The sequence below is a fragment of the Thauera sp. GDN1 genome (assembly GCF_029223545.1).
Taxonomy (GTDB): domain Bacteria; phylum Pseudomonadota; class Gammaproteobacteria; order Burkholderiales; family Rhodocyclaceae; genus Thauera.
This window is the reverse complement of the sequence record NZ_CP097870.1, coordinates 936,494-951,442: the sequence shown is the minus strand read 5'-3', so window position 1 is coordinate 951,442 and position 14,949 is coordinate 936,494. Positions and strand designations below refer to the sequence as shown.

Below are 14,949 nucleotides of genomic sequence, written 5' to 3'. Positions count from 1 at the left end.
TGCGGGCGAACCGGCGTCAGCGGCCAGCGCCCCCCTGGCGCATGGCCTCCGCGAACACGGCCTCCTTGTCGACCTGCAGCGGCACCGGCGCATCCGGCGGGCACACCGACTCAGGGTCGATGCCGGCGCGATCCTGGCCGAGCGCAGGCCCGCTCGGCAGATCCTCGCGCGCGACCTCGAGCGCGGGCATCAGACGGCCGATGCCGGCAAGCGTGCGCGCCTCGGCGATGCGCTGGTCGTACACCGCATTGACGTAGGCACGACGGGCCTGGAAGTACTCGTTCTCGGTATCGAGCAGGTCGAGCAGGGTGCGCTGGCCGATGTCGAACTGCCGACGGTAGGCCTCGCGCGCCTTCGCGATCGACAACTGGTGCTGGTCGAGATAGCCGAGCTGTTCCTTGAGCCGCTGCGAGTCGTTGTAGGCGATCGACAGGGTCTGGCGCAGGTCGCGGCAGGCCTTCTCGCGCAGGTCCTTGGCCTGGTTCAGGCCCTCGGCCGCCTGGCGCATGCGGGCATCGTCGGAACCGCCGCGGAAGATGTTGTAGCTCATCACCAGCTCGACCACGCCCTCGCGGGTATTGCCGGACACGCCGTCGAGGTTGCGATCGAGCGCCTGGCGGGCACGCAGGTCGACACGCGGATGGTAGGCGGCGCGGCGGGCCTCGATCTCGGCCTGTCCGGCGCGGACGTTCTCCACCGCGGCGTTGAGCATCGGGCTCAGGTTGAGCGCCTCGCGCAGCGCGGCGTTGATGTCGGCCGGCATTTCGCCCGCCCCCAGCCGCTCGCCCAGGGGCGGCAGCACCGCGGCGGGATCCTCGCCGATCACGCGCAGGTAACGCGCACTGACGTCGTACAGGTTCGAGGTCTCGGTGAGCAGGTTCGACTCGGCCAGCGCGAGACGACCGCTCGCCTGCTCGAGGTCAACCCGGCGCCCCACGCCCGCATCCGCGCGCTCGCCGATCTGGTCGTGCACCTGGCGGTGCTGCACGTAGTTGTCCTGGGCCAGCCGCGCCAGCTCGCGATAGCGGAGCACGTCGACATAGGCACGGACGGCTTCCAGCGCCGCACCCTCGGCGGCATCGACCAGCTCGTAGTAGCGCACCAGGCGGGCATAGCCCAGGCGCGACACCTCGCTGCGGGTGAAGAAGCCGTCATACACCATCTGGTTGAGCGACAGCGTGGCGTTGCGATGGGTGTAGGTATCGGCATCCTCCTGCGGCCGCTTCAGGCGCTCGCGGCCCACGCTGCCGATCACGTCGATCTCCGGCAGATAGCCGCCGCGGGCGACGTCGCGCTCGGCCTCGGCAGCCCGGAAGGCGTGCCAGCGCGCCTGCACTTCGGGATTGCTCACCACCGCCTTGCGCGCCGCATCGCGGAGGGCGTCGGGGGCGGCCTGCACCGGCGCCACCTGGATGGCGGACAGCACGGCGAGACAGACAAGGGTGCGAACGGTTTTCATGGGTGCTCCGATGCAAATTGTGGTGGGCTCCGGCACGGGCCGAACGTGACACCCGAGCAGGGTGGCCGGTTGAATTTATGAAAATGGTAACAGCCGCATCGGCCGCGCGACCGCGAACTAGCTAACGGTACGGTGCACAAAGGCCGTGACGGTGCGCCACTTGCGTGGCAGCGAGGACTAGCGCACGACAGGGTCGAGCGCGATCCCGGATAATGCGGTCCACGCCCACACAGGCCCGCGATGTCCATCAGCCTCTCCCTCCCCGCGCAACGCCGCTTCTCCGGCCTGTACCGGCTCGCCGGCGGGCTGTGCGCCGTGCTGTTCGCCATCGGCGCACGCTTCGTGCTGGCGATGCCGGAGCTCGACCATCTGCACGGCCTGGCGGAATCACGCTACGGCGCCCAAGGCGCGCGCAGGGTCGGCGACTGGCAGCGGGTGCTCGCCGAAGTCCAGTCACTGCCCCCGCCGGAGCAGCTCGAGCGGATCAACACCCTCCTCAACCGCCAGCTTCACTTCGACGACGACAGCGTGGTCTGGAAGCAGTCCGACTACTGGGCCACGCCGCTGGAGACCCTCGGCGAGGGCGCGGGCGACTGCGAGGACTTCGCCATCGCCAAGTACATCAGCCTGCGCCTGCTCGGCGTCCCCGACAGCCAGCTGCGCCTGATCTACGTGCGCGCACGCATCGGTGGCCCGCGCAGCAGCCAGTCCCAGGCCCACATGGTGCTCGGCTACTTTCCCACGCCCGATGCCGAACCGCTGGTGCTCGACAACCTGATCGGCGAGATCCGCCCCGCCGGCCGGCGGCCGGACCTGTTCCCGGTCTTCAGCTTCAACGCCGAGGGCCTGTGGGTGGGCAACCGGACCACGGCGGACTCCAGCGCCCGTCTGTCGCGCTGGCGCGACGTCCTCGACCGCATGCGGCGCGAGGGCCTGCACTTGACCCCCTGACGCACTACCCGAAGGCATATCCATCATGACCCTGACCAAACAGCTCTGGATCGCCATCCTCCTCGTCACCGCGATCGCCCTCGGCGGCGCGCTGACGGTGAGTCTGGAGAATGCGCGCCAATACCTCGAGCAGGAACTCCGGGTGAAGAACATCGACAACGCCGGCGCACTCGCGCTGTCGCTGTCGCAGCTCGACAAGGATCCGGTGACGGTGGAACTGCAGATCGCGGCGCAGTTCGACACCGGCCACTATCGCCTGATCCGCCTGGTCGGCCCCGATGGCAGCACCCTGGCCGAGCGCAGCCAGCCCGCGCTTCCGCCGGAGGTGCCGGCCTGGTTCGTGCGTCTGGCCCCCATTTCCACCCAGCCCGGCGTCGCCCAGGTGCAGGACGGCTGGCGGCAGTACGGCACGCTGACCGTCGACAGCCACGACCGTTACGCCTACGCGTCGCTGTGGGCGGGCACCGGTCGGCTGCTCGCCTGGCTGCTCGGCGTCGCGCTGGTGTGCGGCGCGATCGGCACCCTGGCCCTGCACCTGATCACCCGGCCGCTCAAGGCGATGGTCGCCCAGGCCCGCGACATCGGCGAGCGTCGCTTCACCACCGTCCCGGAACCGGCGACCGCCGAGTTCCGCAGCGTGGTGCGGGCGATGAACGCGCTCTCCGGACACATCCGCAAGCTGCTCGAGGACGAGACACAACGGCTGGAGGCGCTGCGCCGCCAGGTCGAGCACGACGAGCTCACCGGCCTGTTCAACCGCGCCCAGTTCCTGCGCCAGCTCGACAGCGCGCTGGCCCGCGACGACGATGCCGCCGGTGGCAGCCTGGTGCTGGCACGGGTGACGGACCTCGACGCCCTCAACCAACGGCTCGGCCGCAAGGCGGTGGACGAGGCGCTGGTGAAGCTGGCGAGCAGCCTCGCCGGCGCCGCCCGCGCCCAGGCCAGCACCGAGTGCGGTCGCCTCAACGCCAGCGACTTCGCCCTGCTCGCACGCGGTCCTGGCGAAGCGGCGAGCCTGGCCGACGAACTGCGGGGTGCACTGCAGGATGCGCTCGGCGCCGGGCTCGCATCGAGCCTGCGCATCGCCGGCTGCACCTACCAGCCGGGCGAGGCAGCGGGTCGGGTGCTGGCACGCGCCGACGCCGCGCTCGCCGCCGCCGAACTCGGCCTCGAAGGAGCCATCGAGAGCGCTCCGGCCGAGGCCATGCTGCCCTACGACAGCGCCGACGCCTGGCGCGCCGGCCTGAGCGCGGCGCTCGACGCCGGGCACCTCGAACTGGCCGCCTTCCCGGTGGTGCGCGCGGACGGCAGCCTGGTGCACGAGGAGGCCCCGGTCCGCCTCCTGCTGGAAGGCCACCTGCGCACTGCGGCACAGTTCCTGCCGTGGGCGGCACGCCTGGATCTGCTGCCGACGATCGACATCCACGTGCTGCGCGCCGCGCTGCGCCAGCTGGAGCAGAACCCTGGCCGCGAGCTCGCGATCAACCTGTCGGCGGCCGCGCTGCGCGACGCCGGCTTCCACGCCACCCTGTACGAGACCCTGGGCCGGCACCCCGGCCTCGCCGGCAGGCTGTGGATCGAGGTCCAGGAGTCTGCAGCGCTGCGTCACCAGGTGGAGTTCCGCAGCCTGTGCCTCGCGCTGCGCGCGCTGGGCTGCCGCATCGGCCTGGATCACGGCGGCCGGGAATTCTCCGGCTTCACCGGCTTGCACGAGCTCGGCCTCGACTACCTGAAGATCGACATCGCCTTCGTGCGCGACATCGACGCCTCGCCGGGCAACCAGGCCTTCGTGCGCAGCCTGTGCTCGCTCACCCATGCCCTCGGCCTGCTCGCGATCGCCGAAGGCGTGTGCACCGAAGCCGAGAACCGCTGCCTGACCGGCCTGGGGGTCGATGCCGTCACCGGCCCGGTGCTGCGCATGGCGTCAGCGCCGAGTTCGGAATCACCGAAGGCCTCTGCGGCGACACCCAAAGCTCCTGTCTAAGCGGGCCGACGATCGTCAATACCATCGCCAGCCCGGCCATGCGGATCGCATTGGGCGGCCGACTTTCTCCGAACGGAGAAAAGCCGGCCGCCTGATCAGATCAGGCCATCCCTGTCGTCGAGCAGACTGAGGCGGGCGGTGAGCCCGGCGCGGGTGTTGCGCCGCTCCATCAGCTTGTCCTGTGCGGCGGGCGGCAGGTCGGTGAACAGGATTACCCCACGCGCGATCAGCAGGTCGATGACGTCCTCGAGCACGCGGACGAAGCCGAGGTCGGAGGCGCTGAGCGGATTCGCCTGGGCCATGAGGTCGCTGCCGAAGGCGGCGAGCGCCGGGTCGGCGGCATCGACCGTCTCCCAGCCGAACTCGCCGTCTTCCGGCGCCTGGCGACTGGCGGCGATGATCTCTCCCGCCGGATTGCGTCGGACGTGGATCATGGCTGGTCCACCGCCTCGGCGCCAACGCGGCCGGCCAGGCGCAGCACCAGTTGCAGGCGATCGCGCACGCCGAGCTTCTCGAACACTGCGCCGAGGTGGGCCTTGACCGTGCGCTCGGTGATGCCGAGGCGCGCGGCCACCTCCTTGTTGGTCAGCCCCTCGCTGACCGCACGCGCCACTTCGAGCTCCCGCACCGACAGCACCGCCGGCAGCTCGATCGCGGCGTCGACCTGGAACGGCAGGTGGCTGCGGACGGCGCCGAGGAAGCGCGACAGCAGCGCCGGCCCGACCCACAGCCCCTGATGCGCGACCACCAGCGCGACCTCGCGCAGCAGCGCCATCGCCGCCATCTCGTGGCAGTAGCCGCGCGCCCCGGCATCGAGCGCGCGCAGCCCTTCCTCGTCGTCCGGCCGCAGCGAGAGCAGCACCACCGGACAGTCCGGCAGGCTGTCCGCCACACGGGCAAGGACGACGGCCCAGTCCTCGAGCCGGGAGGACATCCAGACCAGATCGCCCCCGCCCGCCTTGTCCAGGATTTCCGTCAGCGTAGCCGGCTCGCCCTCCGGAAAAGCCTCGCACCAGCGCGCGGAGGGCGCAACGCCGGCCTGGGTCAGGAAGAAATGTCGCATCATCGTTCGGAAAGCGCGTTCGCCTTCGCCCGCAGCACGGGCTTCAGCAGGTAGGAAAGGATGCTCTTCTTGCCGGTGAGTACGTCCACCTGGGCCACCATGCCCGGAATGATGGGCAGGTTCTCGCCGAGGCTGGTCTCCAGCGTGCGCACCCGCACCACGTAGAAGGCATTGTCCTTGTCATCGACCACGGTGTCGGCGCCGATGTTGTCCACGACCGCCTCGAGCCCGCCGTAGACCGCGAAGTCGTAGGCGGTGAACTTCACCAGCGCCTCCTGCCCGGGGCGCAGGAAGGCGATGTCGGCCGGCTTGATGCGCGCCTCGAGGATCAGCGCCTCGTCGAGCGGCACCACCTCGACCACTTCCTTGCCCGGCATCACCACCCCGCCCACGGTATTGACCAGCAGGCGCTTGACCGTGCCACGCATCGGCGCGCGGATCTCGGCGTGCTTGACCTTGTCCTTCAGCGCGCCGCTGCCGGCGCTCAGGCTGGACAGCCGCGCCATGGTGTCGGAGAGTTCGCCGCGCAACTGGTTGCGCACGTTCAGCTCCACCTCCTGGATCTTGCGCTCGGCCTCGGCGATCGCCGCCTGGATGCGCGAGATCTGCGCCGAGGACTGGTCGCGGTCGCCGCGCAGGCGGGCGACGTCGCGCTGCAGGCGCAGCAGGTCGACCTCGGACACGGCCCCGGAAGCGAGCAGCGGGCGCGTCACCTGCAGTTCCTGCTGGGCCAGCTCGTAAGCCCGCCCGGCCTGTTCCCTGCGTGCCAGCACCTCGTTGAGTTCCTGCCTGCGCTGCGCGAGCTGCTCGTGCGCGATCGAGAGCTGGGCGCTCATCCCGGCACGGCTCGATTCGTACAGCCGGCGCTCGTGGGCGACGATGTCCGGAGCCTGCGCCTGCAGTTCGGCGGGCACGACGAAGGGGCTGCCTTCGGTGAGCGCTGCGAGCCGCGCGCGCTTGGCTTCCAGGGCGAGGAACTCGGCGCGGTTCTCCGCGAGCGAGGCGGCGAAGCGGGTGGGGTCGATGCGCAGCAGCAGCTGCCCGGCCTCGACGATCTGGCCCTCGCGCACCGCGATCTCCTCGACCACGCCGCCATCGACAGACTGGATGATCTGCACCTGGCTGGACGGGATCACCTTCGCCTCGCCGCGGCTGACCTCGTCGACCTCGGCGAACGCCGCCCACATCAGCAGCACCAGCAGCACGACGAAACCCACGCGCAGCAGCATCCGCGCGCGCAGCGGCTCCTGTTCCAGGCGTGCCCAGTCGGCATCGCCCGCCCAGTCGAGGCTCTCCTGCTCCGCGCCGCGTGCCAGCCGCTTCAGCGGCGCGCCGAACACGGCTTCGCCGGCGCCCTCGCTGCGGCCGATCATGCCGCCGATGCCATCGAACAGCTTGCGGTCGGCACTGTCCTTCATGCCGCCCTCCCGATCCGGCCCTGGCGCAGGGCCTCGACCACCTTGGCCTTCGGGCCGTCGGCGACGATGCGCCCGCCGTCGACGACGACGATGCGATCGACCAGATCCAGCAGCGAGGTGCGATGGGTGACCACGATCATGGTCTTGCCGCGCGCGAACTCGGCCAGGCGGCGCTTTAGCTCTTCCTCGCTCGAGTGGTCCATCGCCGCGGTGGGCTCGTCGAGGAGCAGGATCGGCGGATCGTTGATCATCGCCCGCGCCAGCGCGACGCCTTGACGCTGCCCGCCGGACAGCGAGTCCCCACGCTCGCCCACCAGCATGTCGAAGCCTTGCGGATGGGTATTGACGAACTCGGCGAGCCCGGCGAGCGTCGCCGCATGCAGCACGTCGGCGTCGTCGGCGAGCGGCGCGGCGATCGTGATGTTGTCGCGCAGGCTGCCGTAGAACAGGGTCACGTCCTGGGCGACGTAGCCGATGTGGCGGCGCAGCTCGGCCGGATCGAGCTGGCGCTGATCGATGCCGTCGATCAGCACCGCCCCCGAGCTCGGCCGGTAGAGACCGAGGATGAGCTTCTCGAGCGTGCTCTTGCCCGAGCCGACGCGACCGAGGATGCCGACGCGCTCTCCGGCGCGGATGCGCAGCGACACGTTCTTCAGCGCCTCGACCTGCTGGCCGGGATAGGTGAAGCTGACGTCGCGGAACTCGATGTCGCCGGCTAGGCTGCCGCGGCTGATGAAGGCCTTGCCGTCCGGGCGCTCGACCTCGCGCGACATCACCTGCTCGAGCGAAGCGAGCGCGGTCGAGGCGTTGTGATACTGGGTGAGCAGGCCGGTCACCTGGCCGACCGGCGCCATCGCGCGCGAGGACAGCATGTAGCAGGCGATCAGGCCACCCATCGACAGCTCGCCCTGGCCGATCAGATACACCCCGAGCACGATGATCGCGACGCCCACCACCTGCTGCGCGAAGGCCGAGGCATGGCTCGCGCTCGCCGCCAGCAGGCGCAGCTGGGCGGTGACGCGCGACAGCAGCGCGGCGCTCTTCTCCCACTTGCGCTGCATCGGCGCCTCGGCGCCGATCGCCTTCAGCGTCTCCAGCCCCACCAGGCCCTCGACCAGGGTGGCGTTGCGCTGCGCGCCGGCACGATAGGTTGTCTCGGCCAGCGCGTGCATCCGCCCCTGCACGCCGATCGCATAGAGCAGGAGGACGGCCACGCCGAGCACGAAGGGGATCACCAGCGGCCAGGCGATCCAGCCGATCACGACCAGGAACAGCAGCGCGAACGGCAGATCTACGAAGGCGACCACCGTCGCCGAGCCGATGAAGTCGCGCACCGACTCGAAGGCGCGCAGGTTGGCAGCGAAGGATCCGGCCGAGGGCGGACGCTCCTCCATGCGCATGCCGAGCACCCGCTCCATGATGTGCGCGGAGATGCGCACGTCGGCGCGACTGCCGGCGAGATCGACGAAGTAGCCGCGCAGGGTGCGCAGCACGAGCTCGCCCACCAGCACGATCCCGACGCCGAGCGCCAGCACCCACAGCGTCTCGACCGCATTGTTCGGCACCACGCGGTCGTACACGTTCATGACGAAGAGCGGCATCGCGATCGCGAACAGGTTCACCAGCAGGGCGGCGAGCAGCACGTCGCGATAGAGCGCACGGTTCTCGGCGATCCGCCCCCAGAACCAGTGGCGTTCGCGCAAGGCGTGGACCTCGGGCGCGCGCGCATCGAAGCGCACCTGCGGGCGAACGTAGATCGTCCGTCCGCTGTAGCGCGCGGCGAGCTCGGCACGTGGCAGCTCGAGTTCGGCCTCGCCGAGCTCGGGGAAGATCACCCGCGCGCGGGTGCCATCCGCGCTCCAGCCGGCGAGCACGCAGGCGTGATCCTGATCGAGCAGCACGATGGCCGGAAACAGCGCGGTGTTGAGCGCCTCGAGCGGGCGGCGGACGATGTTGCTCGCCATCCCGGCGCGACGCGCGGCGCGCTCGAAGAGCGAGGGCGACAGGCCCTCGGCGCCCACCGGCAGACCGGCAAGCAGGGCGTCGCGGGTGGTGGCGATGCCGTGTGCGCGCGCCACCAGCTGCAGGCAATCGACCAGATCCTGGCGAGCCTGCGCCGGGGCGGCACGCGCGCCCTCCCGCCGCGGCGCTCCCGCACGGCTGACATGCAACTCCGCTACGTCCGCTTCACTCACGACCCTTCACCCCGGTTGCCGATTTTTTCCATTATCCGGGGAGGTCGCCCTGACGGTCACGTCAATATGTCACCGTCGCCGCAAGATTGGCGTAGGGCGTACTACCGCAACGCACGCCCTCTAATGCTACAATGTTGCATCAATGCACTCTAACGAGACCTGCCGATGAGCAGCGCCCACTCCCATCCGGTCGCGGCGAGCGCGCGCGAGCTGATCGTCGCCCACGGCGGCCGGGTCACCCGTACGCGGATCGCGGTGATCGAGACCCTGCAGCGCTCGGCGCACCCGCTGTCGCACGACGAGATCGGCGCCGCGCTCGACGCCGCCGGCATCGTCCACGACCGCGTCACCCTGTACCGCGCGCTGGAATGGCTGGTCGAGCAGGGCATCGCCCAGCGCATCGCCGGTGGCGAGCGCGCCTGGCGCTTCGAGATCCGGCGCGAGGACACGCACCGCCACGCGCACTTCCATTGCGACCGCTGCGGCCAGATCGTGTGCCTGGAAGACGTTCCCGCCGCGCCCAGCCCGGCGCTGCCCGCCGGCTTCGAGTTCGATCGCGCGGAACTGGTGCTGCACGGCGCCTGCGCCGACTGCGGCCTCCAGCGCATCAAGGACGGCGCGCGATGAACACTCACGAACGCCCGCCGCGGCGCGCGACGTCCGCGGTCGGCCAGTCCCTGCCGCTGCCCGCGTACCGCGCGGCCGGTCCGCGTCGCGGGCGCGACGAGGCGCATCGCAACCACGGCCTGCGCCCCTTCCCGGCACGCAGCCTGCTCAGCGCCGGCCTCGCCGCCCGCCTGGCCTTGGTCGCGGGTGCGCTCGCGCTGCTGTGGACCACCGTGCTGTGGGCGCTGCGCTGACATGCACGACGCCGTCCTGCCCATGATCCACCTCGACAACCTCACCCTGGGCTACGACCGCCACCCGGCGGTGCACCATCTTTCCGCCGAAATCCCGGCCGGCGCGCTGGTGGCGGTGGTCGGTCCCAACGGCGCGGGCAAGTCCACGCTGCTGAAGGGCCTCGCCGGCGAGCTGCGCCCGATCGGCGGGCGCATCGTGCTGCCCGCGCTACCGCCCGGCGGCCTGGCCTACATGCCGCAGCGCGGCGAGATCGACCACAGCTTTCCGGTGTCGGTGTTCGACGTGGTGGCGATGGGGCTGTGGCACGAGATCGGCGCCTTCGGCGGCTTGTCGCACGACCAGCGCCGACGGGTGCGTGCGGTGCTCGAGGCGGTTGGCCTGGCCGGCTTCGAATCGCGGCCGATCGGCTCGCTGTCGGGCGGCCAGCTGCAGCGCGCGCGCTTCGCCCGCCTGATGCTGCAGGATGCGCCGCTGATCCTGCTCGACGAACCCTTCGCCGCCATCGACAGCCGCACGGTCGAGGACCTGGTGCGCCTGATCCTGGCCTGGCACGCGGAGGGGCGCACCATCCTCACCGTGGTGCACGACCTCGAGCAGGTACGCCGCCATTTCCCGACCGCGCTGCTGCTGTCACGCGAACCGGTGGCCTTCGGCCCCACCGCCGAGGTGCTGACGCCGGAGCTTCTGGCGCGCGCGCGCCGCCTGTCCGAGGCCTTCGACGAGCACGCCCACGAATGCCACATCGAGGCCCTGCCGGCGGTGGAACTCGCAGACCATGCGCAGGAAGGCGTCGCCGCCCCCCATGCACACCCCGGCGGTGGCGCATCCGATCACGTTCATCCGGCCGTCGATTCGCGGCCTGCCGCGACTCGGCACCCCTACACCCCTGCGCCCGGCAGGAACCATCACCCTCACTGACCCGCCGCATGCCGGAGCCCTTGCTCCCGATGCGAACGCCCCCTGCCCCACGTGACCGACTTCCTGATCTCCCCCTTCACCGAGTTCGCCTTCATGCGCCGCGCGCTCGCCGGCTGCCTGGCGCTGGCGCTCGGCGCCACCCCGGTGGGCGTGTTCCTGCTGCTGCGCCGCATGAGCCTGATGGGCGACGCGATGAGCCACGCCATCCTGCCCGGCGCCGCGCTCGGCTACCTCGCCTTCGGCCTGTCGCTGGGCGCGATGACGGTCGGCGGCATCGTCGCCGGCCTGGTGGTGGTGCTGGCGGCCGGCGTGGTCACCCGCGCCTCGGTGCTCAAGGAGGACGCCAGCCTGGCAGCCTTCTACCTGCTGTCGCTCGCCGCCGGGGTGATGATCGTGTCGCTGCGCGGCAAGAATCTCGATCTGCTGCACGTGCTGTTCGGCTCGGTGCTGGCGCTCGACGACGCCTCGCTGCTGCTGATCGCCAGCATCGCCAGCGTCACCCTGGTGTGCCTGGCGCTGCTGCTCCGCCCGCTGGTGATGGAATGCTTCGACCCCGCCTTCCTGCGCGGGGTGAGCCGCTGGTCGCCGGTTGCGCACTACGGCTTCCTGATGCTGGTGGTGATCAACCTGGTGAGCGGCTTCCACGCCCTGGGCACGCTGATGGCGGTGGGCATCATGATCCTGCCCTCGGCCGCTGCCCGCCTGTGGGCGAAGGGCCTGCCGATGCTGCTGCTGCTCGCGGTGCTGTTCGCCTTCGGCAGCGGCGCCAGCGGCCTGCTGCTGTCCTTCCACGCCGACGTGCCCGCCGGACCCGCGATCGTGCTGGTCTGCGGCGTGGTGTATTTCGTGTCCCTGCTGGCCGCGCCCGGCGGCCTGCTTGCCGGCCGGCTGCCGGTACGTCGGCATCTCGAGTCCTGAGCAGCCTGGACACATCAACCGCGGCAGCCGCCCGCCTGTTCCCACTCCAGTCCCTTCAAAGCCGATGACGACGACACGCCACGCCCCCATCCTGCGCCGCAGCCTGCGCGCGCTCGCCACCGCCTGCACCGCCCTGCTGCTGACGACCGCCGCCCATGCCCAGGCGCTCGAGGTCAGCACCAGCTTCAGCATCCTCGGCGACCTGGTGCAACAGGTCGGCGGCGAGCGGGTCAAGGTCCGTACGCTGGTGGGCGCGGACGAGGACGCCCACGCCTTCCAGCCGCGGCCGTCCGACGCACGCGAGATCGGCGCCGCCGCGCTGGTGGTGGTCAACGGGCTCGGCTTCGACGACTGGATGGTGCGCCTGGCGCGCGCCGGCGGTTACAAGGGCACGGTGGTGGTGGCCAGCGCAGGCGTCGCCACGCTGGCGATGGCGGAGGACGACGGCCACGGCCACGATCATGGCCACGCCGGCAAGGCGGTCGACCCCCACGCCTGGCAGGACGTCGCCAACACCCGCCGCTATGTCGCCAACATCGCCGATGCACTGGCGAAGGCCGACCCGGAGGGCGCGAGCACCTACCGCGCCAACGCCGAACGCTACGACGGCGAGCTGAAGGCGCTCGACGCCGAGATCCGCGCCGCGTTCGCCGCCCTGCCCGCCGAGCGCCGCAAGGTGGTGAGCTCGCACGACGCCTTCGGTTATTTCGGCCGTGCCTACGGCATCCGCTTCCTGTCCCCGGTGGGCGTGGCGAACAACGCCGAACCCACCGCCCAGGGCGTCGCCCGCCTGATCCGTCAGTTGAAGGCCGAGAAGGTGCCGGCGGTGTTCATCGAGAACGTGGCCGACCCGCGCCTGATCGAGCGCATCCGCAGCGAAAGCGGCGCGCAGGTCGGCGGCACGCTGTACTCGGACGCGCTGTCGACGACCGCCGGCCCGGCGCCGAGCTATGTGCGGATGATGCGAGCCAACCTCGACGCCCTGCGCAACGCGCTGCTCGGGGCGGGGGCGGCGCGCTAGGAACAACGCCTCTTCCCGCTCACGGAGCGCCTGATCCAGGCGCTCCGCCGCGGCCCCGGGATCAGCGGCTCGACACCGCCAGCATCGCCCCCGCGCCGACGAAGAGCCCGCCGAACACGCGGTTCTGCACGCGCAGCAGGCGCGGATTGCGCAGCAGGGGACGGAAGCGCGTGGCGAGCAGCGCGTAGCAGGACATCACCATCGTATCGACGGCGACCATGGTCGCGCCGATGATCGCGAACTGCGGCAATTGCGGCCGGTCCGGGACGATGAACTGCGGCACAAGGGCGGCGATGAACACGATCGCCTTGGGGTTGGTCAGGTTCACCAGGATGCCCTGGGCGTAAAGCTGGCGGCGGGAATGGGGACGAATCGCGTCGTCGCCCTCGCCGATCGGCTCCGGCGGCGCGCGCCACTTGTTCACGCCCAGCCACACCAGGTAAGCAGCGCCGGCGAACTTCACCGCCGCGAACGCCGTCTCCGAGGTCGCCAGCAGCGCCCCCAGGCCCAGCGCCACCACCCCGAGCTGCAGCAGCAGCGCGATCTCCAGCCCGGCGATGCTGCGCAGCGCGGCGCCATAGCCGTAGCGCAGGCCGGTGGACATCGACAGCACCGCGCCCGGACCAGGGGAAACCGCGATCACCATCGCCGCGGCCAGAAAGGCCAGCCACATCGTCCAGCTCATCGCCTCCTCCTCAACCGAACAGGCTGTGCAGCATCTTCGCGCACAGCAGCATCAGCACGCCGGCGAACACCTTCTTCAGCGTCGCCACCGGCAGGCGGTGGGCGAGTTTCGCGCCGAGCGGCGCGAAGAACATGCTCACCACCGACACCAGCACCAGCGCCGGCAGGTAGATGTAGCCCAGGGTCAGCGCCGGCGTGCCGGGCGCGCCCCAGCCATTGACCAGATAACCCACGGTGCCGGCAAGCGCGATCGGCAGGCCGATCGCCGCCGAGGTGCCGATCGCGTTCTGCATCTTGACGTTGCACCAGGTCATGAAAGGCACCGACAGCGAGCCGCCGCCGATCGCCACCAACGCAGAGATGCCGCCGATGCCCAGCCCGGCCGCGCTCATGCCGACCGCCCCGGGCAGCTCGCGCGAGGGCTTGGGCTTGATGTTGAGCAGCATCTGCATCGACACGTAGGCCATGAACACCGCGAAGAAGATCGCCAGCGGCTCGGTGTCGACCCGCGCGGCGACGAAGGTGGCGCCGAAGGTGCCGAGCAGGATGCCGGGCGTGATCAGGCGCACCACGTCCCAGCGCACCGCGCCATGGGCGTGGTGGGCGCGCAGGCTGGACACCGAGGTCAGCACGATCGCCGCCATCGAGGTGCCGAGCGCCATGTGCACCACCTGGTCGCGCGGAAAATCCTGCGCCAGGAAGAAGGTCGTCAGCATCGGCACCATGATGCCGCCGCCGCCCACGCCGAGCAGGCCGGCAAAAAAGCCCACCACCACCCCGAGCACGGGGTAGGCGAGCCACCAGATATCGACATCCATGGGGTTCTCTCTTGTTTTGCTCTGGTTTTCGATCGCCGGACGATCCGCTGCGATCGAGAAAACCGTGAACTATCAACCAGCCCACCCTCCGCCGGCAAGCCGGGACTGCGGCACACGAGTGCAACCGGACCACGCGGAAGCAACTGGAAGCAATATTCCCGGCCCTGTCGGCGTACCGTGCGGATGCGGATCGCCTATAGTTGTCGACCGCCGTCCGCGCAGGCAACCGCGCGTGCGTCCCGCAACCGATCGAGGAGAAAACAATGAAACGAATCCAGCGCCTGCTTGCCGTAGTGCTCAGCGTCAGCGTCCTCAACGTGACCACCGTCCAGTCCGCGCAGGCCGCGCTCGTCTCCACCGAGGAGGCGGCCCGCCTGGCCACCGCGGCGCAGGCTGAATCGGGCCACGCCCGCCTCGCCGCGGCGCTCGCCCGCGACGACGTGCGTGCCGAGATGCTGCGCCAGGGCGTCGACCCCGCGCTTGCCCAGGACCGCATTGCCGCGCTCACCGACGCCGAGGCCACGCGCCTGGCCGAGCAGATCGACAGCGCACCGGCCGGCGGCATCATCGGGGCCATCCTGCTGGTGTTCTTCGTGCTGCTGCTCACCGACATCCTGGGTCTGACCAAGGTCTTCCCCTTCACCCGCTCGGTGCGCTGA

At 70.6% G+C, this 14,949-nt stretch carries 15 protein-coding genes; 8 read left to right on the top strand and 7 right to left on the bottom strand.

Going from position 1 to position 14,949, the window contains the following annotated elements; genetic code table 11:
* Positions 1-16: 16 nt before the first annotated feature.
* A complete protein-coding gene (locus CKCBHOJB_RS04315) occupies positions 17-1,459 on the bottom strand; it encodes a TolC family outer membrane protein (protein WP_281050797.1) in 1,443 nt (480 codons plus the stop codon).
* A gap of 240 nt (positions 1,460-1,699) precedes the next feature.
* Here CKCBHOJB_RS04315 and CKCBHOJB_RS04310 point away from each other — a divergent pair, with 240 nt between their 5' ends.
* Together CKCBHOJB_RS04310 and CKCBHOJB_RS04305 are read left to right on the top strand one after the other, a co-directional pair.
* Positions 1,700-2,410, top strand: a complete 711-nt coding sequence (locus CKCBHOJB_RS04310; RefSeq protein ID WP_348634858.1) for a transglutaminase-like cysteine peptidase — start codon at positions 1,700-1,702, stop codon at positions 2,408-2,410.
* A gap of 25 nt (positions 2,411-2,435) precedes the next feature.
* A complete protein-coding gene (locus tag CKCBHOJB_RS04305; protein ID WP_281050796.1) occupies positions 2,436-4,394 on the top strand; it encodes an EAL domain-containing protein in 1,959 nt (652 codons plus the stop codon).
* A gap of 95 nt (positions 4,395-4,489) precedes the next feature.
* Here CKCBHOJB_RS04305 and CKCBHOJB_RS04300 read toward each other — a convergent pair whose 3' ends face one another.
* Genes CKCBHOJB_RS04300 through CKCBHOJB_RS04285 form a run of 4 tightly spaced genes read right to left on the bottom strand, consistent with a single transcriptional unit; the run spans position 4,490 to position 8,974 of the window.
* The gene (locus CKCBHOJB_RS04300) at positions 4,490-4,828 is read right to left on the bottom strand and encodes a hypothetical protein (RefSeq protein WP_281050795.1); all 339 of its coding nucleotides are present in this window, start codon (positions 4,826-4,828) and stop codon (positions 4,490-4,492) included.
* The gene (locus CKCBHOJB_RS04295) at positions 4,825-5,460 is read right to left on the bottom strand and encodes a response regulator transcription factor (protein WP_281050794.1); all 636 of its coding nucleotides are present in this window, start codon (positions 5,458-5,460) and stop codon (positions 4,825-4,827) included. The genes CKCBHOJB_RS04300 and CKCBHOJB_RS04295 overlap by 4 nt, the downstream gene beginning before the upstream one ends.
* Positions 5,457-6,875: an HlyD family type I secretion periplasmic adaptor subunit gene (locus CKCBHOJB_RS04290; protein ID WP_281050793.1), complete on the bottom strand. Its 1,419-nt coding sequence runs from the start codon at positions 6,873-6,875 to the stop codon at positions 5,457-5,459. The genes CKCBHOJB_RS04295 and CKCBHOJB_RS04290 overlap by 4 nt, the downstream gene beginning before the upstream one ends.
* A complete protein-coding gene (locus tag CKCBHOJB_RS04285) occupies positions 6,872-8,974 on the bottom strand; it encodes a type I secretion system permease/ATPase (RefSeq protein WP_281051613.1) in 2,103 nt (700 codons plus the stop codon). The genes CKCBHOJB_RS04290 and CKCBHOJB_RS04285 overlap by 4 nt, the downstream gene beginning before the upstream one ends.
* A gap of 255 nt (positions 8,975-9,229) precedes the next feature.
* On the opposite strand from CKCBHOJB_RS04285, the gene CKCBHOJB_RS04280 reads away from it, so the two are divergent.
* The 5 genes from CKCBHOJB_RS04280 to CKCBHOJB_RS04260 all read left to right on the top strand — a co-directional run bounded on the left by CKCBHOJB_RS04280 (position 9,230) and on the right by CKCBHOJB_RS04260 (position 12,788).
* Positions 9,230-9,697 carry a Fur family transcriptional regulator gene (locus CKCBHOJB_RS04280; protein WP_281051612.1) on the top strand — a complete coding sequence of 156 codons (468 nt, stop codon included), beginning with the start codon at positions 9,230-9,232 and terminating at the stop codon, positions 9,695-9,697.
* Positions 9,694-9,930: a hypothetical protein gene (locus tag CKCBHOJB_RS04275; RefSeq protein WP_281050792.1), complete on the top strand. Its 237-nt coding sequence runs from the start codon at positions 9,694-9,696 to the stop codon at positions 9,928-9,930. The genes CKCBHOJB_RS04280 and CKCBHOJB_RS04275 overlap by 4 nt, the downstream gene beginning before the upstream one ends.
* Position 9,931: 1 nt before the next feature.
* Positions 9,932-10,849 carry an ABC transporter ATP-binding protein gene (locus tag CKCBHOJB_RS04270; protein WP_281050791.1) on the top strand — a complete coding sequence of 306 codons (918 nt, stop codon included), beginning with the start codon at positions 9,932-9,934 and terminating at the stop codon, positions 10,847-10,849.
* 51 nt (positions 10,850-10,900) lie between these two features.
* Positions 10,901-11,767 (top strand): metal ABC transporter permease, encoded by an 867-nt coding sequence (locus CKCBHOJB_RS04265; protein ID WP_281050790.1) that lies wholly within the window; start codon positions 10,901-10,903, stop codon positions 11,765-11,767.
* A gap of 64 nt (positions 11,768-11,831) precedes the next feature.
* Positions 11,832-12,788, top strand: a complete 957-nt coding sequence (locus CKCBHOJB_RS04260; protein ID WP_281050789.1) for a zinc ABC transporter substrate-binding protein — start codon at positions 11,832-11,834, stop codon at positions 12,786-12,788.
* A 61-nt stretch (positions 12,789-12,849) separates the two neighbouring features.
* On the opposite strand, the gene rhtB is transcribed toward CKCBHOJB_RS04260, so the two are convergent.
* Positions 12,850-13,473 (bottom strand): homoserine/homoserine lactone efflux protein, encoded by a 624-nt coding sequence (gene rhtB / locus CKCBHOJB_RS04255; RefSeq protein ID WP_281050788.1) that lies wholly within the window; start codon positions 13,471-13,473, stop codon positions 12,850-12,852.
* 10 nt (positions 13,474-13,483) lie between these two features.
* Positions 13,484-14,290 (bottom strand): sulfite exporter TauE/SafE family protein, encoded by an 807-nt coding sequence (locus CKCBHOJB_RS04250; RefSeq protein ID WP_281050787.1) that lies wholly within the window; start codon positions 14,288-14,290, stop codon positions 13,484-13,486.
* Positions 14,291-14,553: 263 nt separating this feature from the next.
* Between CKCBHOJB_RS04250 and CKCBHOJB_RS04245 the strand changes: the two genes are divergently transcribed.
* The gene (locus CKCBHOJB_RS04245; protein ID WP_281050786.1) at positions 14,554-14,949 is read left to right on the top strand and encodes a PA2779 family protein; all 396 of its coding nucleotides are present in this window, start codon (positions 14,554-14,556) and stop codon (positions 14,947-14,949) included.

What these genes read in the sequence shown, in the direction of transcription:
- CKCBHOJB_RS04315 (WP_281050797.1), bottom strand. Translation starts at nt 1,459, where the DNA reads ATGAAAACCGTTCGCACCCTTGTCTGTCTCGCCGTGCTGTCCGCCATC.
- CKCBHOJB_RS04310 (WP_348634858.1), top strand. Translation starts at nt 1,700, where the DNA reads ATGTCCATCAGCCTCTCCCTCCCCGCGCAACGCCGCTTCTCCGGCCTG.
- CKCBHOJB_RS04305 (WP_281050796.1), top strand. Translation starts at nt 2,436, where the DNA reads ATGACCCTGACCAAACAGCTCTGGATCGCCATCCTCCTCGTCACCGCG.
- CKCBHOJB_RS04300 (WP_281050795.1), bottom strand. Translation starts at nt 4,828, where the DNA reads ATGATCCACGTCCGACGCAATCCGGCGGGAGAGATCATCGCCGCCAGT.
- CKCBHOJB_RS04295 (WP_281050794.1), bottom strand. Translation starts at nt 5,460, where the DNA reads ATGATGCGACATTTCTTCCTGACCCAGGCCGGCGTTGCGCCCTCCGCG.
- CKCBHOJB_RS04290 (WP_281050793.1), bottom strand. Translation starts at nt 6,875, where the DNA reads ATGAAGGACAGTGCCGACCGCAAGCTGTTCGATGGCATCGGCGGCATG.
- CKCBHOJB_RS04275 (WP_281050792.1), top strand. Translation starts at nt 9,694, where the DNA reads ATGAACACTCACGAACGCCCGCCGCGGCGCGCGACGTCCGCGGTCGGC.
- CKCBHOJB_RS04270 (WP_281050791.1), top strand. Translation starts at nt 9,932, where the DNA reads ATGCACGACGCCGTCCTGCCCATGATCCACCTCGACAACCTCACCCTG.
- CKCBHOJB_RS04260 (WP_281050789.1), top strand. Translation starts at nt 11,832, where the DNA reads ATGACGACGACACGCCACGCCCCCATCCTGCGCCGCAGCCTGCGCGCG.
- rhtB (WP_281050788.1), bottom strand. Translation starts at nt 13,473, where the DNA reads ATGAGCTGGACGATGTGGCTGGCCTTTCTGGCCGCGGCGATGGTGATC.
- CKCBHOJB_RS04250 (WP_281050787.1), bottom strand. Translation starts at nt 14,290, where the DNA reads ATGGATGTCGATATCTGGTGGCTCGCCTACCCCGTGCTCGGGGTGGTG.
- CKCBHOJB_RS04245 (WP_281050786.1), top strand. Translation starts at nt 14,554, where the DNA reads ATGAAACGAATCCAGCGCCTGCTTGCCGTAGTGCTCAGCGTCAGCGTC.